Source organism: Longimonas halophila (genome assembly GCF_002554705.1).
GTDB classification, from domain to species: domain Bacteria; phylum Bacteroidota; class Rhodothermia; order Rhodothermales; family Salinibacteraceae; genus Longimonas; species Longimonas halophila.
In genome coordinates, this window is the sequence record NZ_PDEP01000001.1 from 87,621 (window position 1) to 107,572 (window position 19,952).

The 19,952-nt window shown below is 59.4% G+C and carries 18 protein-coding genes and 1 tRNA gene; 11 read left to right on the forward strand and 8 right to left on the reverse strand.

Annotation, left to right across the window (positions count from 1 at the left end; translation table 11 throughout):
- The first annotated feature begins 62 nt into the window (after window positions 1-62).
- From CRI93_RS00355 to purF, 4 genes are all read left to right on the forward strand, one after another.
- A complete protein-coding gene (locus CRI93_RS00355) occupies window positions 63-698 on the forward strand; it encodes a MarC family protein (RefSeq protein ID WP_098060617.1) in 636 nt (211 codons plus the stop codon).
- Between the two features lie 264 nt (window positions 699-962).
- Window positions 963-2,330 (forward strand): sodium-dependent transporter, encoded by a 1,368-nt coding sequence (locus tag CRI93_RS00360; RefSeq protein WP_098060618.1) that lies wholly within the window; start codon window positions 963-965, stop codon window positions 2,328-2,330.
- Between the two features lie 58 nt (window positions 2,331-2,388).
- Entirely contained in the window at window positions 2,389-2,889 is a 501-nt protein-coding gene (locus CRI93_RS00365; protein ID WP_141491490.1) for a YfiM family lipoprotein, read from the forward strand.
- 370 nt (window positions 2,890-3,259) lie between these two features.
- Window positions 3,260-4,789, forward strand: coding sequence for an amidophosphoribosyltransferase (gene purF, locus CRI93_RS00370; protein WP_098060620.1), 1,530 nt, complete (start codon window positions 3,260-3,262; stop codon window positions 4,787-4,789).
- A 119-nt stretch (window positions 4,790-4,908) separates the two neighbouring features.
- Here the strand turns inward: purF and CRI93_RS00375 are convergent, their stop codons facing one another.
- The 8 genes from CRI93_RS00375 to folD all read right to left on the reverse strand — a co-directional run bounded on the left by CRI93_RS00375 (window position 4,909) and on the right by folD (window position 12,909).
- Window positions 4,909-6,612 carry a serine/threonine protein kinase gene (locus tag CRI93_RS00375; RefSeq protein WP_098060621.1) on the reverse strand — a complete coding sequence of 568 codons (1,704 nt, stop codon included), beginning with the start codon at window positions 6,610-6,612 and terminating at the stop codon, window positions 4,909-4,911.
- Between the two features lie 490 nt (window positions 6,613-7,102).
- Complete coding sequence (locus CRI93_RS00380; protein ID WP_098060622.1) at window positions 7,103-7,495, reverse strand: ATP-dependent Clp protease adaptor ClpS; 393 nt, start codon at window positions 7,493-7,495, stop codon at window positions 7,103-7,105.
- A 52-nt stretch (window positions 7,496-7,547) separates the two neighbouring features.
- The gene (gene purS / locus CRI93_RS00385; protein WP_098060623.1) at window positions 7,548-7,817 is read right to left on the reverse strand and encodes a phosphoribosylformylglycinamidine synthase subunit PurS; all 270 of its coding nucleotides are present in this window, start codon (window positions 7,815-7,817) and stop codon (window positions 7,548-7,550) included.
- A 64-nt stretch (window positions 7,818-7,881) separates the two neighbouring features.
- On the reverse strand, window positions 7,882-8,730 hold the full coding sequence (gene pssA, locus CRI93_RS00390; RefSeq protein WP_098060624.1) for a CDP-diacylglycerol--serine O-phosphatidyltransferase: 849 nt from the start codon (window positions 8,728-8,730) through the stop codon (window positions 7,882-7,884).
- 41 nt (window positions 8,731-8,771) lie between these two features.
- Complete coding sequence (locus tag CRI93_RS00395) at window positions 8,772-9,494, reverse strand: phosphatidylserine decarboxylase (RefSeq protein WP_098060625.1); 723 nt, start codon at window positions 9,492-9,494, stop codon at window positions 8,772-8,774.
- 44 nt (window positions 9,495-9,538) lie between these two features.
- The gene (locus CRI93_RS00400; protein WP_141491491.1) at window positions 9,539-10,558 is read right to left on the reverse strand and encodes a DUF6263 family protein; all 1,020 of its coding nucleotides are present in this window, start codon (window positions 10,556-10,558) and stop codon (window positions 9,539-9,541) included.
- A 370-nt stretch (window positions 10,559-10,928) separates the two neighbouring features.
- On the reverse strand, window positions 10,929-11,963 hold the full coding sequence (locus CRI93_RS00405; RefSeq protein ID WP_098061036.1) for a mechanosensitive ion channel family protein: 1,035 nt from the start codon (window positions 11,961-11,963) through the stop codon (window positions 10,929-10,931).
- 73 nt (window positions 11,964-12,036) lie between these two features.
- Window positions 12,037-12,909 (reverse strand): bifunctional methylenetetrahydrofolate dehydrogenase/methenyltetrahydrofolate cyclohydrolase FolD, encoded by an 873-nt coding sequence (folD, locus tag CRI93_RS00410; RefSeq protein WP_245850224.1) that lies wholly within the window; start codon window positions 12,907-12,909, stop codon window positions 12,037-12,039.
- Between the two features lie 208 nt (window positions 12,910-13,117).
- Between folD and CRI93_RS00415 the strand changes: the two genes are divergently transcribed.
- The 7 genes from CRI93_RS00415 to CRI93_RS00445 all read left to right on the forward strand — a co-directional run bounded on the left by CRI93_RS00415 (window position 13,118) and on the right by CRI93_RS00445 (window position 19,914).
- Window positions 13,118-14,095 (forward strand): amino acid kinase family protein, encoded by a 978-nt coding sequence (locus CRI93_RS00415; RefSeq protein ID WP_098060628.1) that lies wholly within the window; start codon window positions 13,118-13,120, stop codon window positions 14,093-14,095.
- Window positions 14,096-14,158: 63 nt separating this feature from the next.
- Complete coding sequence (asd, locus tag CRI93_RS00420; protein ID WP_098060629.1) at window positions 14,159-15,223, forward strand: aspartate-semialdehyde dehydrogenase; 1,065 nt, start codon at window positions 14,159-14,161, stop codon at window positions 15,221-15,223.
- A 324-nt stretch (window positions 15,224-15,547) separates the two neighbouring features.
- A complete protein-coding gene (locus CRI93_RS00425; protein ID WP_098060630.1) occupies window positions 15,548-16,099 on the forward strand; it encodes a GNAT family N-acetyltransferase in 552 nt (183 codons plus the stop codon).
- Between the two features lie 52 nt (window positions 16,100-16,151).
- Window positions 16,152-16,224, forward strand: a tRNA-Gly gene (locus tag CRI93_RS00430).
- Between the two features lie 195 nt (window positions 16,225-16,419).
- Window positions 16,420-17,541 (forward strand): glycosyltransferase, encoded by a 1,122-nt coding sequence (locus CRI93_RS15650; RefSeq protein ID WP_098060631.1) that lies wholly within the window; start codon window positions 16,420-16,422, stop codon window positions 17,539-17,541.
- Between the two features lie 425 nt (window positions 17,542-17,966).
- Complete coding sequence (locus CRI93_RS00440) at window positions 17,967-18,656, forward strand: response regulator transcription factor (protein ID WP_098060632.1); 690 nt, start codon at window positions 17,967-17,969, stop codon at window positions 18,654-18,656.
- A gap of 517 nt (window positions 18,657-19,173) precedes the next feature.
- Window positions 19,174-19,914 carry a response regulator transcription factor gene (locus CRI93_RS00445; protein ID WP_245850228.1) on the forward strand — a complete coding sequence of 247 codons (741 nt, stop codon included), beginning with the start codon at window positions 19,174-19,176 and terminating at the stop codon, window positions 19,912-19,914.
- Window positions 19,915-19,952: the final 38 nt, after the last annotated feature.

Consider the following 19,952-nt stretch of genomic DNA (forward strand, 5'->3'; position numbering starts at 1 on the left):
GGTCTGCCCCTTGCTTTCGCACACGCAGATGCCTGCGCATCCCTCTGGCCCACTGTTGCTTCATGCTCGAACTGCCCACACTGAACACCACGCCGTACGTTGAAGCCTTTCTCTCTATCTTTGTAGCCATGAACGTGCTGGGTGTGTTGCCACTGTTCATGGGACTCACCGAGGGCATGACGCTGCCTACGCGGCGCGCTCTGGTGAAACGTGCCACCGCTACCGGATTCGGCATCGCCATTGTGATTGTGCTCGCGGGGCAGTTCATCTTTCAGACGCTCGGCATTACCGTGGATGACTTGCGCATTGGCGGTGGACTCATCCTGCTCGTCTTGTCGATTACCGATCTGCTCTTCAGCAACCTGACACGTCAGCCGGGCAAGAGCGATAGCGTAGAGGATGGCGCTTCGGGGGCCGACCTGGCGGTGGTGCCGCTGGGCACGCCGCTGATTGTGGGGCCAGCGGCCATCACGGCCATTCTGGTGCTGCAGAATAGTGTCGGATACATACCAACCATTGTAGCACTGGTGGCGAACCTCAGCATCACGTACGTGGTGTTCTACTTCGGACCCGCGCTCATTGCGCTTATTGGGAACGGCGCAGCGCGAGCGTTTGCGAAGGTGGCAACGCTCTTTCTGGCCGCTATTGCAATTGCGCTGATTCGCACGGGCATCGTCAATACCATCCAGGCGATGTAGTCCGCCAGAGCCGTTTCTATGGCTTGATTTGTCATGACAATTTCCAGGATCATCATGAATTGAATGATTCTTCGTCGAGGCGGCTCGGCTTAGCGGGTTGACACGATTGCGTAACGCCCTATGTGCTTGTACTTTCTTGCACATCTACACAAGACAGCACCTGCATCCCATCCGCCTACTGCGGACCTTCTACTGCTCGGGCGTGGCTCTGGCCACGCCGCTACCTTCGTCTGGCGTTCCCTCCCCACCAACTGGCTTTTCTGTATGGCATCGCAATCTGGACCGCCCCTCGACGCTCCTGCTCGCGAACAATGGGGCTCGCGCCTCGGCTTTATATTGGCCGCTGCGGGATCTGCCATTGGACTCGGCAATATCTGGCGCTTTCCGTACTTAGCAGGCGAAGGGGGCGGCGGTGCATTTGTGCTGGTCTATCTGTTCTGCATTTTGGGCATCGGGATGCCGTACCTGTTTGCCGAACTCTCGCTCGGGCGCAACAGCCAGCGCAACCCGGTGGGGGCCATCGAGGCCATCGTCGGCAAGCGGTCGGCCTGGCTCATTGTGGGCGGCTTCTGCGTGCTGGCCGGGTTCATCATCCTTAGTTACTACAGTGTCATTGCCGGATGGGCGGTGGGCTACGCCGTAAAAGACATCATTGCGCCCGGAATGGGGTTCGAAGCCTTTGTGGCATCGCCCACGCTGGTGATTACGCTGTTGGCTGCCTTCCTGGGCGTTACGCTACTGGTCGTTCTGGGCGGGGTGGAGCAGGGCATCGAGCGGTGGTCTAAGATTCTGCTGCCCGTACTGTTGGTGCTCATCCTGCTGGTTATCTTTCGTTCCGTCACGCTCGAAGGCGCCGGCGAAGGCATCTCGTTCTACCTGATGCCCGACTTCTCGGGCCTCACCACCGAGATCATCATCGCCGCACTCGGACAGGCGTTTTTTACGCTGAGCCTGGGCATGGGCGCCATGATTACGTACGGCTCGTACCTCTCCAAGAAAGAAAACATTGCTACCTCGGGCATCTACGTGGTGGTCTTCAACACGGTCATTGCCCTGATGGCAGGCTTTATGATCTTCCCCGCCATCTTCGCGATGGGCGTCGATCCAGCCACCGGTCCAGCGCTCGTCTTTGTGGTGTTGCCCGAAGTGTTTAGCCAGATGCCGCTGGGCGGGCTCGTCGGCGTTACGTTCTTCATTCTGCTCTCCATTGCCGCGCTCACCTCAAGCATCTCGCTACTGGAGGTCGTTGTCTCCTACTTCGTGGACGAGCGCTCGTGGTCGCGCAAAAAGTCGGTGCTCATCATTGGCGGCATCACCTTCCTGATGGCTATTCCCTCGGCCCTCTCGCAGGGCGCGGTGCCCAGCCTCAGCGCAGGGGGCATCTTTGGCCCTGAAACCGGCTTTCTGGGCTTTATGGATTACTACGTAGGCAGCCTCGGGCTCGCCCTTGGCGCGTTCTTTTTGAGCATCTTCATTGGGTGGGTATGGGGGGCCGACGAAGCCGCCCAGGAGATGATGCAGGGCAGCAACATGAGCGCCCAGGTGCTCTCGGTTTGGATGTTCGTCATCCGCTACATCATTCCGCTTGTCGTGCTCGTCATTATCATCGGATACATCACCGGTACGCTCTAACGCCATGTATTTCAAGCGTATCGGGGAACTTCTTTGCGGGCTAATTGGAGTTGGGGGGATGCTCAGCCTCCTGCTGACCCCGCCTGTTCAGGCGCAGAGCCAGACGGATTCGGCCTGCCTGCATGTTTCCGGGAGCGGCCCACCCCACGGCGCCGCTCTGGCCTCCATTCAGATGCATGAGGAGTTCACCCCGTCTGCGCTCGCCCGAAGCGGGCGTCCACACGCAGCCTCCACCTGTGTGCCGCCCCGCCCGGTTGCAACGCGCATTTCGTATCGCACAGTACACCGGGCGCCCCGCAATGACCCGTGGTTTGCCCGCGATAAGGCGTTGCACCTGAGCTATAGCTTCCTGTGGACGCTCAGTTCGCAGTATGTGCTTGCCCACAAAACGGCGCTCTCGCACAACGAATCCATTCCGTGGGCGCTTACTTCTGGATTCACCATTGGCCTCACCAAAGAGCTGTACGACCACCGTCGCCCTCAAAATGCCTTCAGCTGGCGCGACATGACGGCCAATGCTGTCGGTATCGGACTGGCGGCCGCCCTGATTGTGCTGTAGTAGCAGGAGCGGGCAACTCAACCCGTGATGGCTTAACACCGCGTCCCGTTCCGTGTCGCCGGGGACGCAAGCGGTACCGACAGTGGTCGGCACAGGTTACCCGGCTATGAATTCCCATAGCCCGGGATTAGGAGCGAAGCGCTGGGAACGCAGTGACCGAGTGCTCTTGGGGTGCGGATATCCCGGGCAGGCGTAAGCCCGACCCGTGCACCACTCCCTCTGGATTCTGCCACGAAGGCCGATTGAAGCAGATGGCGCAGCGGATCAATCCCGGGCTCGCACAGGTTGACTACGTGTGCATCTACCGTAGATGCGCTGTTGCTTCTCTGCCATCTGCCGATGTCTGTCGGCGCCAGCCTCCCCCTGACTTATGAGTGTGAAAGATCACTGTGGCATCTTCGGCATCTTCAACGCTCCCGATGCTGCCCGTCACATCTACTATGGCCTGCATGCCTTGCAGCATCGCGGCCAGGAATCGAGCGGGATTGTGACGTCAACGACCGACTCCGATACCGGAGCGCCCGTTATGCCGGTGCATCGTGACTTCGGGCTTGTGCTTGACGTGTTCGACGATCCGAAGCTTTTCGATGATCACCTCATTGGTGATGCGGGCATTGGTCACAACCGCTACTCGACCACAGGCTCGTCGCAGAACCGCGCCAATATCCAGCCGCTGGTGGTACACCACCGTAAAGGCAACCTGGCGCTGGCGCACAACGGCAACCTGTCGAACGCACGCGAGCTGCGCAAGAGCTTCAGCGAGCGCGGCACGCTCTTTCAGACAACCAGCGATAGCGAGCTCATCTTGCACCTCACGGCCCAGAGCCGCCGCCAGAAGCACCTGAACCAGGTCATTGACGCGCTGATGCAGGTAGAGGGGGCGTTCTCGCTTGTGCTCCTGACCGATGAGCACCTGATCGCCGTGCGCGACCCGAACGGCTTTCGTCCGCTCGCGCTGGGACGGCTGGGCGATCCCGATCAGGCGGGTGGGGCTGCGTACTGCGTGGCCAGCGAAACGTGCGCCTTCGACATGATCGGTGCTGAGTTCGTGCGGGACATCCGCCCCGGCGAGATCCTGGTCATCGACCGCGAGGGCTGCGCCAATGGGGGGGACTTTCAGAGCTACGAGATTCCTACGAACTTTGGCGTGAGCCAGTGCATCTTTGAGTACGTCTACTTCTCGCGGCCCGACTCTAAGATCTTTGGCGAGATGGTGGACAAGGTGCGCCGCCGTTTGGGCGTAGAACTGGCCCGCGAGGCGCCCGTGCCGGAAGTCGACGACGACGCCAAAACGCCGATTGTGATTCCAGTGCCCGACTCGGCCAATACCGCTACCCTTGGCTATGCCAACGAATGCGCAGAGCAAGGCTACCGCTGCCGGTTTGAGCTGGGGCTGATCCGCAATCACTACGTGGGGCGGACGTTCATTGCGCCCGGCCAAGACCGCCGCGAAATGAAGGTACGCTGTAAGTTCAACACGGTCGAGGGGCTGTTGCAAGACCGTACGGTCATTGTTCTTGATGACTCCATTGTGCGCGGCACTACAGCCCGACATCTCATCAAAATGCTGCGGGATTCGGGGGCCTCGTCGGTGCACTTTCGGGTGTCATGTCCACCGGTTACGCATCCATGCTTCTACGGTATGGACTTCCCCAACAAGGAGGAGCTCCTGGCGAATCAGTTCGACAGCGTCGAAGAAATTGGCGAGTGGCTCGGGGTGGATTCTCTGGCCTATCTTTCGGCAGAGGGTATGAAGCGGGCGGTATATGGTGCCAACTCGAACAACACGCAGGGGTACTGTGCGGCGTGCTTTACAGGCAACTACCCCGTGCCGGTGAACATGGATGCCTCGAAAGACGAGAACGAGATGTGGGCACCTGCTACGGCCGAAGCCGCATAGCGTCCCAACACGCTCTGTTAACATGCAGAAGCGCCCCACACTCAGAGCGCGGGGCGCTTTGCGATGCATTACAGACAACAGCAGATCAGGGCACCTCTTGCGGCAAAGCTATGTACCGCTTACTCTTGCACCTGTAAGTCGCTGGTGCGGATGGGGATCAGCTGCGGCTCGCCGCTGAACTGGCCGACCACGCCTTCATAGGTGAAGGGCGCCTGGGGAACTGCTGTGCCGGGCAGCTCGGTCTCCGAAGGACGCTGCACACGGAAAGCGGCAGTACGCCCATCGCGCTCCACAACATAGTCGGATTGCTCCTCAAAGGTGGTGGCATCGCCCTGAATCTGCAGGCTGTCGACGCGGATGAGTACGCTTTCGTAGGCGAGCCCCTCGCTGGCTACCGTTGGCAGGTCAATAGAGAGCGGCTCAGGGACGTCCGTCTCTCCGGTAATCTCGTAGCTGTCCAGGTCTTGCTCATTAATCTGGATGAGGCCGTTGAAGTCGCTTAGCGTGCCTGCAACTTGAAGCTGTGTGCCGGGCGTGATATCGCCGGCTCCAATGGCATCATGAAACGGGCCGGTGGTGCGCCGGACCACAAGACCGCTGGCCCCGATGTCGCCGCTTTCGTCCTGCAGGCGCACATAGTCGCTATAAGCTCGTGTAACGGTGCCGCTGAGTGTAACCTCAACGGGGCCATCGTTTTCGGCATCTGTATAGCAGGTGCGGGCCTGATTGATGGACGTGGTGGCAAACCCCTCACAGGGTCCACCGCTGCTTCCACTCATCATGAACCACACGACGCCGCCTATCAGAAGCAGGACTGGTATCGCAATGAGTAGCGGGTTGGTACCCTGGTCATCGGATGGGCCTTCGCTGATGACGTTGGCCTCTGCAGGGCCCTGGTCGTCCTCAACGGGGACGACAACGTAGGCATCGTCTTCACTGTCGTAGCGCTCCGAGGCTTGCTCCAGCGTGGTGTGCAGGTCGTGAGCGGATTGCAGCCGCTTCGAGGGATCGACCCGCAGTGCATCCAAAAGTACGTCGCGGACCTCGGGCGAGGTAAAGGCGTCGGCATCCTGAACGAGCAGCTCCATTGGGTCGGCCTGGTCGTCAGAAAGCCGGTCTTTCGCTGTGGGAAGCTCCGTTCCCGTCACCATCATACAGATGGTTGCAGCAGCAGCGTAGACATCGGTAGCAGGGCCCTGCTCGGCGCGCGGCGTGTACTGCTCAATGGCGCTCGTGCTGGGATGGATGAAGTCATCAAGCACGTCAAGGTCACGTGCCAGTTGCAAGTAGGCCCCGCGGAAACCGGTAACGAGGACATTGCCATCGGGGAGCAGGCGGATGGTGTCGGGCGAAATGCCGCCGTGATAGAGCCCGGCCTCGTGGGCCTCATGCAGTGCTTCGAGCACCGGCATCATAATGGTAAGTGCCGCTTTTTCGGGCAAGGTGCCCTTACTGCGCAAGCCTTCGGCAAGCGACATGCTCGGGTGCTGGTTGCGCACGCGATACATGGTACCGTTGGCCTCAAACACATCGTAGTCCTGCGGCAGAGCCTGGTGCGAGAGCTGACGCAGGGCGCGCGACTCTTTGGCGAAGTAGTCGAGTCCGTCGTCGAAGGCGGCCTGCTGGTTCGTTCCCTTTGCGCTAACCGACGTTTTCCCAGATTTGCGTCGGATGAGAGGCGACGGAAAAAACTCGCGGATGATGACCTCCTGGCCATCGTCGGAGCGCTCGCCCAAGTATTTGAAGTCGAACGGACTGGAGTCTTCTAACGTACGCCGGACGGTGTACATACCGTTCAGCACGGTGAGTGGGGCTAAATCCATAGTTGGTATAAAAGAGCTAAGGCGGAAAGTAGCAGTGAAAGAGCAAACAACTGCGTCCGGCCACAGGTCACGATCCGGCGATCACAGTTTGGATACAGACTGTGCCCGGGTACAAGCACGTGCTGAAGGTGGGAAGACAACGCGGTGCAGGGCCGTGTAAGGCAGCCGTGTGAGGCAGCAGTGTAAGTAGGGGGAAGCCTGTTTTTGCTTCACGAAATCACAAAAGGGTAGTGGATAGACGCTACGTGCTAAAACTAAGAGACCTCGTACCTTCGTTTTGTTCGAACTCCCTCTCCCTTTATTCCGCTTCGCTCCATCCGTCGTCCTGCGGACTCGGGTGGTTTTCCCCTTTTCCAGGAGAGAAATGTCCAGAGGATCACGCCTTCGGCGAAGCTCGGTAGACAGAGGAGGTCGAAGTAACTACGATGATGTAGCTCACATGTCAGTCACTAACCATTGAACCGCTACCAAAAAAAGAAATCCTGCGCGCCTATCCTTGGATTTCGGTAACCAGGTTGATCTCATTGAGAACGGCCTGTACGTCGAAGCACTCCTGAAACGATCCTTCGTACACCGTGGCTTTTCCTTTCGTGTGCACGGTCCAGGCCAGCTTTTCGGCTTTTGCAGGCGTGCACCCAGTGGCCTTCACCAGTTGGGTAATCACCTCCTGAAAGGTGTGGACCTCGTCGTTAAAGAGAACGACCGACCAGGGGTCGTCTGTGTCGGTGCCATCGTCTTCCTTTTCAAGCACCTCTACATCGGGCGAGGCGGTTTCGGGGAGCGCAGTCGGATAAGCGGTAGCGGCAGGACGCCCCGCTTCCCGGTGTAGCACCAATCTATATTCATGCGATAGAACGTCAGGCGACAGCGTAAAAGGAGCCATATGACCGTAAGCTATGTGTAAGCATTTCGGCGGGGCCAACGGCATGGGAGGGTTATGCAGCCGACGGTGATGCAGCGGTGATATCGATCGCATAGTTTTCCGTAACGGGATTCGCCAGCACCTTTTGGCACGACGTTTCGGCCACCTCGTAGGCTGCATCTTCGTCTTCGGCATCAATAGTGAGCTCAATGCGTTTCCCAACACGCACGTCTTCTACCATGGTGTGGCCCAGGTTCTGCAGCGCTTGGTGCACGGCCTTGCCCTCTGGGTCGAGGATCGAAGGCCGGAGCGTAACCGAAATGGTGGCGTGGTAAGTGGGCATAAGTAGAAAGCAAAAACCAAAACAAACGAACACAGACCCTGGTGGTCTGTGTGCAGGCGCACAGCTATGAAATCGGGGTAGTCAGTGCTTTGCCCAGGCGATAGGCAGCATGGCCCATGCCATGGAGCACGTACAGCGAGAGCACAGCAAGAAGTCCGACGGCCTGCAGTCCTACAATAAGCACACCGGCCAGCACATATGCCAGTACCTTTTGCGGGCGTGCCCGGATATAGGCGACCGTGGGGCGTGGAATAGCGTCGAAGTTGATGCTCGACACCATGAGGGCAGAAAGCACAATGACGGTTGGAATCAGTATGCGCACCTCGGCCAGGGCCGGTCCCCAGGAGGCGGTTTCGGCGGTCAGGATCAGGGCGATCACCGTAACGGCCTGCACCGGAATAGGGAGCCCTTCAAAGTGGTCCTTCTTTTCGCCATCGAAGCTCATGTTGTATCGCGCCAGCCGCACTGCGCCGCATAGCGCCGGTAAGGCGGCCACAATCAGCCCCAGTGGCCCAAGATCGCTGAGGCTGTACACGTATACCAAAAACGCCGGTGCGATGCCGAACGACACCACATCGCTTAGCGAGTCAAGCTCTACGCCAAAGGGGCTTACGGCGTTGGTGAGGCGCGCCATCATGCCATCCAACAGATCAAAGAAGCCTGCTAAGACAATCAGCCAGCAGGCCATCGTAAAGCTGCCCTCCCACACCTGCGTAAGTGCCAGAAAGCCGCAGAACAGGTTCATGAGGGTGAAGAACGACGGTACGGCTACGCGGGGCGGCGGGCGTTCGCTGCGGGCGGCCCGGCGTTCTGCGCGGTACGCCTTAAAACGCTGGCGAATGGCGCGGCGCCGCGAGGCAGTGTCGGGCGAGGCGTTAGGCGGGGCCGAAAACGTAGAATCAGGAGCGCGCATGAGAAAGCGGCAAGCTACCAGAGGAAGCAACAGAACGCAAGCTATGCTGCAGCGTCGTCGCGGGAAAGCGTTGAGGCGGCACCGGACGCCGACGCAGCATTGGAGGCAGGCACATGCCCGATGATCGTTTCCCCAGCCCGCACCCGCATGCCTATGTCAACTGCCCACTCGACCGATGCGGGTACCAGCACGTCCATACGCGAGCCAAACTTGACGATGCCGTAGCGTGCTCCGGCCTCCACCGCCTGCCCGTCGTGCAGGGTAAACTCAATGCGACGGGCAACGGCGCCTGCAATCTGCTTGAAGACAATGGGTATGCCCGATGTATGATGCATACCTACTTCGGAGCGCTCATTTTTCTCGCTGGCTTTCGGATGCCAGGCCACCAGGTAGTCGCCAGGGACGTAACGCGTCCATGCAATGGTGCCAGTTGCAGGAACGCGGTTTACGTGCACATTCAGTGGCGAAAGAAAGATCGAACAGCGACGTACCGGGCCCTCAATGAAGTCGGACGTCTCGTCTTCGACAAGCTCAACCACCTTCCCGTCGGCGGGCGCCACGAGGGCGGTGCCGGTACGCGCCTCGGCAGGGGCGTGGCGCTCGGGGTCGCGAAAGAACCAGACGGTAAACCCAAGCGCAAGGACACCGAGTCCGCCCAGCAGCACCAGCCAGAGCCCGCCCAGCCAGGCCCCGAGTACGACCAAAAACAGCGTCAGCGCGGCGGCCCCACCGATAAGCAGATAGCCTTCAGGAGCAAACGACACAGTCAAGCAGCGGGTTGGTGGCAAAAAGCAAGAGGAGAGGCAAGCTACTCAGCGTCCCCGTTTGTCGTTGCTTCCGATGCACGTGTCGACGTGAACGAGGTCGAGGTGTTGATGTCCATGTCAATCTCTTGCATCTGATTTTGGCCGGGTGGGGTGAACTCGGCAAAGCCGGACACCGAGGCCGACATCTCGCTCGATTGCGTCAGGCCCGATTCCAGATCGATGGTCATCGTGCCCGATTGCGTTCCCGAGAGGAAGGCTTCCGCTTCCAGCTGTCCGAGCTCTAAGGGGGCACCGTTGGTGTTGATGTCAACAGCGACGCTAACAGTCGCCGTCCCGTCAGTAACGTCGTCGAGCGTGTAGGTGGCGTCCACGGTAAGCGGCACGCCAACGTTCATATCAACCTCTTTCGACCAACTGTCGCCGACGGCAACCGGCTCACTCGGATAAAAGCGGAATTGGTTCAGAATCGGATCGATCAGCATGTCACTGTCGGGGCCGTTTTCGCCCATAAGCGAGTCGACCTGTGCGGTGAGCGAGTCGCGATTGCCAACAAACGCGCCGCCCTGGTTGAGTTCAAGACGAAGGGTTTTGTCAATCATGGGAGCGAGGGCCGAGGCGATTGGACCGGTGGCGGTGCTATCGGCGCTATCGTAGGATTGGCCCTGCCCTCCGGGGGCGCTGAAGTCCACCTGCATGCGATCGGTGGTGGTTTCAAGGGTGGTGATGCCGTCTTCGGTATAGTCGGCCACATGCAGCGTTTGCGTGACCGTCTGTTCTTGCTCGGTGTCGAAGGCGTTGCCCTGCACCATCATGTTGTTCGTGGTGGACTGTGTTAGTTCGGTGGTGTAAGTGGCCCCGCGTTCGGGAGCCAGTCGGATCAGGTACGTGTCGTTGCCCTGGTTCCACGCCGGGCGCTCAATCGGAGCAGGGGCGGGCTCGCTGTCGGTTGCTGAGTTTGAGGTCGTGGATTCGCTGCTGCTACAGGCAGCAAGACTGAACAAAAGGAGCACGCTGATGCCGAGCAGCCATGAAGAGCGTGGCACGGTGATAACAGAACGCATGAGTACAAGGCCGTTGGTAAAGAAGGAGCGAGCAAACTGCTGAAGTTTACATAGAGACATACAAAACATACGGGTCTGCACCACAAACTAAAAGCGGATTTGATGCAAATATTGCCGGATAGTCGCTAATCCCGGAGGGATCGGAGTTGTCAAGGCAAGAATGGATCCCGGATCGGTGGCCCCAGGGCGCCTTGTCCGGGATGACTTGTACGTGGGTGTGGTGCTGTGTCTGGGATGACTTGTGAGTGGGGGATTCCCATTCGACCTGACAGGTTTCCAACACCTGTCAGGTTTTACGAGCAGGGCGACCTGCCGCACTGCATCCCCGTGCTGGGGACGGTCCGCGCCTCTGCCGCCCGAAGACAGCGGGCTACGACGAGGGACTGTTGCTCTGGGCATCGGGACGGTCGAAGAGGACGGAGTGCTCCAGCCCTTTGGCTTCATCCAAAAAGAGCTGCATGTGCGGGAAGGGAATCTCGATGTCGGCCTCGCGCAGCGCTTCGCGCACTTTTTCGGTGTAGGCCCAGCGCATGGGCACCTCGGTCGAAGGGTCGCGCAGATAAAACCGCAGCTTCATGTTGACGCTGGAGGCGGCCATTTCGGTGACGACGACAGTGGGGCTGGGCGTGCTGAGGATGCGGTCGTCGTCCTCGCACAGCGCAAGTACCACCTGGCGGGCCTCATGGGGGTATTCGGCGTAGGCAATGCCAAAGTCGACATCCACGCGAATGGTGTTGCGCTTGGTATGATTGATGAGGCGGTTGGTGATCATGAAGGTGTTGGGGAGCACCATAATCTCGTTGCGCACGGTGCGAATGCGCGTGGAGCGCAGTGTGATTTCATCGACCTGTCCATACTGGTCTTCGACTTCAATGTAATCGCCCACCACAAAGGGCTCGTCGACCAGGATGGTTACGCCCGAGATGAAGTTTTCGAGTGAGTCGCGCGCGGCAAAACCAAGGGCGATACCAGCAATGCTCAGCCCAGCCACCAGTGCGGTGACGTCAACGCCGAGCTGCCCCAGCACGATGATGCTGATGAGCACGACAGCCACCACGCGGTAGCTCTTCAGTAGCAGATTTTGGAGCCCGGCCTCAACACGCTCGCTTCGATTTAAGATCTGAAACAGCGCGCTGTCGACAAGCCGATAGGCCGTATAGAAGATCAGAAATGCGATGCCAGCCAGCAGTAGCCGGGGCAACAGGATGGCCGACAGGCTCAGGGCGCTTTCCCAGAGCTGCTCTGACATTAGCTCCCAGTTACCCTCTAAGAACAGACGTACTGCTTCGCGAAACGTCTGGTTGAACTCGTCCAGTCCTTCGGTGTCGCCGCTGGGGGCAGGGGAGCCGGGTGTAAGTGCTCCGGTGGTATCGGCGGGGACAGCGTTAGAGGGAAAGGCTTGCATGGGGAAAGCCATAAAACAGCATCAAAACGGTGGGGCAGCCGCTGGCCTTGAGCGGTTTGGGGAGCGTGCAGGGCTATGCGCGCCGCTGCTGGGCAGCTTGCAAGGTGTTACGCAGCAGCATGGCAATGGTCATGGGCCCTACGCCGCCGGGCACGGGCGTGATGGCGTGGGCCTTAGGAGCAATGGCGTCGTAATCGACATCGCCGACGAGGCGGTAGCCGCGTTCGCGCGCGTCGTCGTCGACGCGGTTGATGCCGACGTCGATCACGGTAACGCCCTCGCGTACCATGTCGGCGGTGATGAGCTTCGGCTGGCCCACTGCGGCCACCACGATGTCGGCCGCGCGGGTGTGGGCAGCCAGATCGCGCGTGCGGCTGTGACACACGGTGACGGTGGCGTTGGCGTCGCGCTGCATGAGAAGCGCGGCCAGCGGCTTGCCTACAATGTTCGAGCGGCCCACCACCACCGCGCGCTTCCCCGAAAGGTCGTCGAGGGCGCGCCTGAGGAGCACCATGATGCCCGACGGCGTAGCGGGCGTAAACTGCGGCATGCCAATGAGCAGGCGTCCCAGGTTCTGCGGGTGGAAGCCATCCACGTCTTTGGCTGGGTCGATGGCCTCGATGACGGCGTGCTGGTCGATGTGGTCGGGCAAGGGCAGCTGTACCAGGATGCCATCGACGGTGGCGTCGGCGTTGAGCGTGCCGATCAGCTCCAGCAGCTCGTGCTGCGAGATGCCGTCGGCGCGCCGGTGCACGGTCGATTCGATACCGACCTCGGCAGCCGCTTTCTTCTTGCCACGCACGTACGAGGCCGACGCCGGGTGGTCGCCTACCAGCACCACCGCCAGCGCGGGCGGGTCGGCGTCTTGTGTAAAGGATTCGACAGCCTGGCGCGTTGCTGCACGGACCGATTCGGCCACCGCGCGTCCATCAAGGCGAGCGTCCACGAGATCAGAAGAAATAGATGAGACAAGTACGCGTGTTGCTTCTGCAAGCAACCTGTGCCTCCAGTATAAAGCCATACGGTCTGCAATACAACGCTTGGGCACCGGAATTATTGACAAAGGGCACCACGCTGTTGCATCTACAGAGGAACACGTCGAAAAAATGGCAGGTTCAGCTTACGGTCTTTATTCTACGTAACCTATGCCTGCTATGAGCACCGCGTCGCGCCCGGTTGTCGTTATGAAGTTTGGAGGTACGGCCACAGGTTCTGTTGGGCGGATGCGCACGATTGGCGCGGTCGTTCGGCAGGCACAGGCATCGGTGCGGCCCGTGCTCGTGGTGTCGGCCCTGTCGGGCGTGACGCGGCGGCTCGATCGCGGATTGCAAGCGGTTGTGGCAGCGCGCGAGGCCTCTGATACAGCGGCAGACGGTGCCATCGATACGTTTCTGGCGGATCTGAAGACGCGCCACCAGACGCAAGCCCGCGAGGTGCTTTCAGAGGCGGAGTCTGCATCCTATGCCGACACGCTCCAACAGCAGCTAAAAGCCCTGCGCATCCGCCTGAACACGGTGGTCGATACCGGATTTACGCCGGCTTTGCGCGATGCAGTGCTGGCTACCGGCGAGCAGCTGTCCGTGCCGATGGTGGTCGCTACCCTGCGCGACCAGGGGCTGCACGCCCAGGTGGGCGATGCCACGGCGCTCATCGAGACCGACGCCACCTACGGCGAGGCTAATGTGCATCTGGAGCCGTCTAAGGCGCGCATCACGGACTGGTTTGCCGGGCTGCCGGATGAGGCCGTGCCGGTCGTTGCCGGATTCGTGGGTGCGGATGCCAATGGTACCACCACCACGCTCGGGTTTGAGGGCAGCGACTACACTGCGTCGCTCCTCGCGTCGTTTCTGCACGCCGACTCACTCACGCGCTTCACCGACGTAGACGGCATCTACACCGCCGACCCCAACACCGATGCTGCCGCGCAGCGCCTGGATCGCCTTACGATGGAGCAGGCATTTGCCTGGACCGAGTCGGGGCGGCTGGGCATGCATCCGAAAACGCTGCGCCCGCTCGCCGAGCGCGCCATCCCCATGCAGGTGCGCAGCATCGACCGTCCCACCGCGCCCGGCACGCAGATCGTGCCCGATGCTGCAGGCACGTCTGCCTTCTGGCCGCCGCTTGCGGCGTGATAGCGTAGCATCTGCGCATCCCTCTACCACTGTTTTACTCCTGTTAACGCCTCCCTTATTCCTATGGCTCAGCCCGCTATCCGTGTTGGCATCTTAGGCGCTACCGGCGCCGTTGGACAAACCTTTGTGCGCCGCCTGGCGAATCATCCCTGGTTCTCGATTGCAGCGCTGGCTGCATCGGAGCGCTCAGCAGGCAAATCGTACCGCGACGCCGCAAACTGGCTCAGCAGCCGCCCGATGCCCGAGGCCGTGGCCGACATGGAGGTGGTGCCCTGCACGCCCGACGCCGTTGACGCCGATCTTGTGTTTTCGGGGCTCGACTCCTCGGTTGCGGGCGAGATTGAAGCCGACTTTGCCGAGGCCGGCTTCCCGGTGATCTCCAACGCCAAAAACTACCGGATGGCCCCCGATGTGCCGCTGCTCATCCCCGAAATCAATCCCGAGCACGCCGCGCTCATCGATGAGCAGACGTGGTCGGGCGGCGGCTTTATCGTCACGAACCCGAACTGCTCCACGGTCGGGCTCGTCTGCGCGCTGCGTCCGCTCGTTGAAGCATTTACCGTCGAAGCCGTGCAGGTCACGATGCTGCAGGCGCTTTCGGGGGCCGGCTATCCGGGCGTGGCCTCGTTAGATGCACTGGGCAACGTCGTCCCATACATCGGTGGCGAAGAAGAAAAGCTCGACGAGGAGCCCCGCAAGATTCTGGGCACCTATGCCGACGGCGCGATCCAGGAGGCCGATCTTGCCGTCAGTGCCCAGTGCAACCGCGTGCCCGTACGCAACGGCCACCTGGCCTGCGCCTCGGTCCGGTTTAGCGACGCCATCGGGCCCGACGCGGTCGAAGACGCCTTCCGCACATACGAAAGCCCCGTCGACGTCAGCGCGTTGCCCTCGGCCCCGGAGCGGCTCGTTGTTGTGGACAACGCGCCCGATGCCCCGCAGCCTCGCAAGCACGTCTACGCGGGCGATGGCATGACCGTCACGGTGGGACGCATTCAGGCATGCACCGTGAACCACGTCAAGTTTGTGGCGCTTTCGCACAACACCATTCGGGGGGCGGCAGGAGGCGCGATCCTCAACGCCGAGCAGCTGGTGCACGAAGGCCGCATCACCCCCGCCGTGGCGTAGCCACCGCCTTCGCATCCCCACGAATGCCCTGCCCTGCGTCCGACGGTCCCGTCGGACGGGCACGAGAGAGACGCTCCTGCGTCTCCCATAACGATGCGTCGGCGCTTGAAAAACCTGGGGCGGCGCATTGATCGACGACTTGGAAATATGGTAGTCGCTAATTCTGGAGTGGTTGGTGCTGACAGAGGAAGCGTAGGTTACTTCGTGTGCCGCTTCGCTCGGCTCCGGATCTGCTCCCGACAGAAGTCGGGATTGTCCGGGATGACTACGTGGGAGGCATCACTTGCCAGCTAACGATTACCGAAAATATAAATCTCCGTGCTCATGGCCGCCGACTTCAGCATCCGTCCCGCTACCACAGCCGACCGCGAGGCGCTCACCGCACTCTGGCAGGCATTCATGCGCGAGCAGTCGGCGCACGACGACCGGCTACCGCTGTCCGACGATGCCGCCGAGCGCTGGCAGCACGACCTGCCCATGTGGCTCAACGACGACACCGTGCAGATCCGGGTGGCCGAGCACAACGATGAGGTCGTCGGGTTTGTCCGGGCCCACCGCACGGGTCCGCCGCCGGTGTACGCCGACTGCGCCGAAGTGTACATCGACGAGGTCTTCGTAGACAACGCGCACCGCCGCCAGGGCGCCGCCACGGCCCTGATTGATGCTATTGCCCATTGGGCCGCCCAGGTCAAGGCCGATCGCCTGCGCCTCTCCACCGTGGCCGCGAACGAGGCCGCCACCGCCTTCTGGCAGACCTACGGCGCCGCGCCCCTGGCCACCATCTGGACAGCACCCGTCGAGAGCGAATCTGGCTCCGAAGAGGAGGAGGGCGATGTCAACGAAGGATCCGCAAAGATCGGATTCGACTGGAACTGATGTGGCTTCGTTGTATTTGAGAGCGTGCTTTTATGACAAAGCAACTCAGCCAGCGGGTGTAGCTCAGTGGCTAGAGCATCTGCTTGCCATGCAGAAGGTCGAGAGTTCGAATCTCTTCACCCGCTCACACAAGGTAAAACAGCGCGACTTGGCTCTCACGCCGGGTCGCGTTTTTTTTGTTTGAGGCATGTCTTATTATGTTTTAGGGATATGCAGCGACCTGCCTGTACCTCAGGAGCATCTCGTTGGTCTGTGAGGCAAACGGCACGCGCTGCACGCCCGGTTCTCATCGTCAAAGGTCGTCTTTCGCCCGCCTATCGATGTCCCACGTCGCGCACTTAACCACGGTTCACCACCCGCAGGACCCGCGCATCTTCCACCGGCAGTGCAAGACCCTGCGCGATGTCGGATACACCGTGCACCTGGTGGCGCAGCGCAACGCATCCGCCACGGTGGATGGCATCCGTATCCATGCGCTTCCAGAAGTAAGCGGGCGCGCGGGACGCCTGAAGCTGCAAGTCCCTATGTACCGCATCGCCCGCACCATTCCCGCTGCGGTCTATCACATCCACGACCCCGAACTGATACCGCTGGCGTGGGTCCTGAAGCGCACCACCGGGGCATCCGTCATCTACGACATGCACGAAGACTATCGCGGCCACGGCCCAGTGCAGGGACGACTGCTGCGTGCGCTGGAGCGCTGGGCGTTTCGGTGGGTTGATCATATTTTTATTGCAGAAGCAAGCTATGCACATATACTTTCTGCAAGTGACTCGTACAGCTACCTGCCGAACTACTACAAACCGTACGCAGGGTCATGCAGGGAACCCTTTGCACAAGACGCACGGCTTCGTAATATGCGCTTGTTGTATACAGGGGTGATTGCAGAGAAGCGTGGGTTGTTCACAATGATCGAGTTGGCACGCAAAGCTCGCAATCATTCCTTGAGTGCAGGAATGGATTGGGTCGGTGTCTGCTACATTGATGCCGAGCGTCAAAGAGCCGAATCTCGTATCCATGATGATAACCTCGACGCTTTTATACGACGAGTTGGTTGGAGCCGGTTTGTATCTCCCGAACGTATGAATTCATACTACCAGGAGGCGGCTGTGGGGCTATGCTTAATGCAACCACATCCAAATTGCGTACAGTCTATTCCAACTAAGTTTTACGAGTATCTCCACCATGGGCTACCCATTCTGTGCTCAGACTTCCCCCTGTGGCGATCGTTTATCGAGCGTCACAACTGCGGGGTCGTAGTGCCGCCAGGTGATGCTGAGACTGCTGCCGACGTGCTGTGCCGGTGGCGTGCTGAGCCGAGCTGTTACCAATCATGTGCCCAGGCAGCCCGACAAGCGGCGTCTCAATTCCGATGGAGATGTGTAGAACCGGTTCTGCAATTGGTGTACAAACGCGTATGTTGCACCAACATATGTTCCTAATCGAAGACAGGCTGTGGATGAAAGATCAGGAGACAGCTATGCCGAGGAATGCATCAGCACCTCGGTTTGGATAATGAAAAACCACAGGTACCGCGCAAAAACGCAGCTGTCACAGAACCTTTACAATATTTGGGCTTTATAAAATGTGCCGTAACCGGTTTCATTAATCGCAATAACTGCTCCCAATTGCAGAAAAACAGTCGTATATGTGTTCCAACAAAAAGATTGGAGCCAGATATACACACCTGAAGCCCATGTGCGATCATCCAAAAGCGCATGCTTGGTGGAAGAAAATGTGTTTTGTTTCCTGTGCCAAGAGCGGGTCACGTTCTGATTCACCTACCCGTACTCTGTTCGCTCGATTGCCTTGATCGGCTACACTTGTGGGCCTTTTCGCTCTACACGCTCAGCCCCCCTATATCACTATGACTAAAGAAGCTTCAACCCGTACCGATCACATCCAAGTGTTTTTAGTAGATGACCACCCGGCTATCCGGGAGGCCGTTGCCGACACCATTAGCCAGACGATGGACATGGACATGTGCGGCGAAACCGGCTCTTCGGATGAGGCCTTTCGCCTCATCGAGAAGAAGAAGCCGGACATTGCGATTATCGACATTTCGCTCGATGATGCGCACGGTCTTGATCTCGTTCAGAACGTGCGTTCGCAGTATCCGGATGTAAAGATGATCGTGTTCTCGATGTACGATGAAAACGTGTACGCCGAGCGAGCCATTCGGGCAGGCGCATCAGGCTACCTCATGAAGAGCGAGCCGACACAAACGATGCTCAAGGCCATCCGCCGCGTGCACGATGGCGAAGTGTACCTGAGTCGCCGGATGTCGTCGCGCATCCTGAACAAAGTCGCGACCGGGCGCTCCTCGGCTCCGAGCTTTGCCATTGACGAACTTACCGACCGCGAGATGGCCGTCTTTCAGATGCTGGGCGAAGGCTACAGCATCCAGGAGATCCAAGATCGCCTGAACCTGACACGTAAGACCATCGAAACGTATCGGCGCCGCGCTAAAGAAAAGCTGGGCTTCGATACGGTATCTGAGCTGCTGCAGTACGCTGTGCAGTGGACCTACGGCCAGGGTACCAACACCCGTGAGTAGCACGTAGGTCAAAACGCCCCTTATTTTGTAACCGATCTTAGAACGGTCGGATGCATCCAGCGCCTGGCAGCGACTCCGCTGTCAGGCGCTGTTGTATTATGTAGACGTATGTACGTATCCGTGCAATATTGCTATGTCATCCAGATATTCGCCTAATGTAACAGCCTGTAAAAAAGAAGGATACGCATCATTTCGTAGGCAGAAAAAGAAGTGAGGTCCAGGTTCCAGGATGACAGAAGGATAAGCCATAGGCAACGGCCTGCACCGGCAAATCTGTAGGGTGTAGCCTGCGCTCGAAATACCGCTACGATGGCGCGCAATAAACCCTGCTACTTCGCATGTTACCCCTATATTTGGCACTGTACCGATGCACGGTATGCATCCGACCGATCTCTCACCCCAACAGTGCCTTCAGTATGCCCATAGCGGCACGTGCGAAGCGCTTCAGGAGATGTGAGCCAGGAAGGTCTGTGGCGGATGTTCCTCTTTTCGTCTGTTTTGGAGATCCCCCTCTTCTATGAACGCCAAACACGACATGCCGTCCCCCGACTCATCGCGCCACGACCGTACCAACGTGTTTATTGTGGACGACCACCCGGCGATCCGAGAAGCCGTCAGTGCGGCTATATCGCAGCGCGTCAATATGCGAGTTAGCGGAGAAGCCCGCTCCGGCGCACAGGCGCTTGAACAGATAAAGCGCCGCACGCCCGATGTCGCAATTGTAGACATATCGCTGAAAGATATGCACGGCCTTGATCTCATTGAGCACATCCGCGATGTATCCCCCAGCGTCCGCATCGTGGTATATTCGATGTACGACGAGTCGGTGTATGCCGAGCGTGCCTTGCGCGCGGGGGCCTCGGCCTATGTCATGAAGAACAAGCCGACCACCGATGTGATCAACGCGGTTGAGAGCGTACACGGTGGCAACGTGTACCTGAGCCGCCGGATGTCATCACGCATTCTGGGCAAAGTGATACGACAGCAGGACTACGAGGTGGGATCAACCACCGAGCGCCTGACCGATCGTGAGATGACCGTCTTTCAGATGCTTGGGGAAGGCCACACTGTACGCGACATTGCCGATAAGCTCGAACTAAGCCGCAAGACCATTGAGACATACCGGCGCCGTGCCAAAGAGAAGCTGGGGTTCGATACCGTCTCAGAACTGCTGCAGTACGCTGTGCAGTGGACATACGGGCGTGAGGGCAAAGGGCGCACTGATGATTCGATACTTTCTTCATCGACCTCCAATTAGACAGTGTCTGAAAAGCCCGCGTATGGGCTGCCTGTATG

What these genes read in the sequence shown, in the direction of transcription:
- CRI93_RS00405 (WP_098061036.1), bottom strand. Translation starts at nt 11,963, where the DNA reads ATGCAAGCCTTTCCCTCTAACGCTGTCCCCGCCGATACCACCGGAGCA.
- pssA (WP_098060624.1), bottom strand. Translation starts at nt 8,730, where the DNA reads ATGCGCGCTCCTGATTCTACGTTTTCGGCCCCGCCTAACGCCTCGCCC.
- CRI93_RS00400 (WP_141491491.1), bottom strand. Translation starts at nt 10,558, where the DNA reads ATGCGTTCTGTTATCACCGTGCCACGCTCTTCATGGCTGCTCGGCATC.
- CRI93_RS15650 (WP_098060631.1), top strand. Translation starts at nt 16,420, where the DNA reads ATGTCCCACGTCGCGCACTTAACCACGGTTCACCACCCGCAGGACCCG.
- CRI93_RS00355 (WP_098060617.1), top strand. Translation starts at nt 63, where the DNA reads ATGCTCGAACTGCCCACACTGAACACCACGCCGTACGTTGAAGCCTTT.
- asd (WP_098060629.1), top strand. Translation starts at nt 14,159, where the DNA reads ATGGCTCAGCCCGCTATCCGTGTTGGCATCTTAGGCGCTACCGGCGCC.
- CRI93_RS00445 (WP_245850228.1), top strand. Translation starts at nt 19,174, where the DNA reads ATGAACGCCAAACACGACATGCCGTCCCCCGACTCATCGCGCCACGAC.
- CRI93_RS00365 (WP_141491490.1), top strand. Translation starts at nt 2,389, where the DNA reads ATGCTCAGCCTCCTGCTGACCCCGCCTGTTCAGGCGCAGAGCCAGACG.
- CRI93_RS00375 (WP_098060621.1), bottom strand. Translation starts at nt 6,612, where the DNA reads ATGGATTTAGCCCCACTCACCGTGCTGAACGGTATGTACACCGTCCGG.
- CRI93_RS00415 (WP_098060628.1), top strand. Translation starts at nt 13,118, where the DNA reads ATGAGCACCGCGTCGCGCCCGGTTGTCGTTATGAAGTTTGGAGGTACG.
- purF (WP_098060620.1), top strand. Translation starts at nt 3,260, where the DNA reads ATGAGTGTGAAAGATCACTGTGGCATCTTCGGCATCTTCAACGCTCCC.
- CRI93_RS00425 (WP_098060630.1), top strand. Translation starts at nt 15,548, where the DNA reads ATGGCCGCCGACTTCAGCATCCGTCCCGCTACCACAGCCGACCGCGAG.
- CRI93_RS00440 (WP_098060632.1), top strand. Translation starts at nt 17,967, where the DNA reads ATGACTAAAGAAGCTTCAACCCGTACCGATCACATCCAAGTGTTTTTA.
- CRI93_RS00360 (WP_098060618.1), top strand. Translation starts at nt 963, where the DNA reads ATGGCATCGCAATCTGGACCGCCCCTCGACGCTCCTGCTCGCGAACAA.
- CRI93_RS00380 (WP_098060622.1), bottom strand. Translation starts at nt 7,495, where the DNA reads ATGGCTCCTTTTACGCTGTCGCCTGACGTTCTATCGCATGAATATAGA.
- purS (WP_098060623.1), bottom strand. Translation starts at nt 7,817, where the DNA reads ATGCCCACTTACCACGCCACCATTTCGGTTACGCTCCGGCCTTCGATC.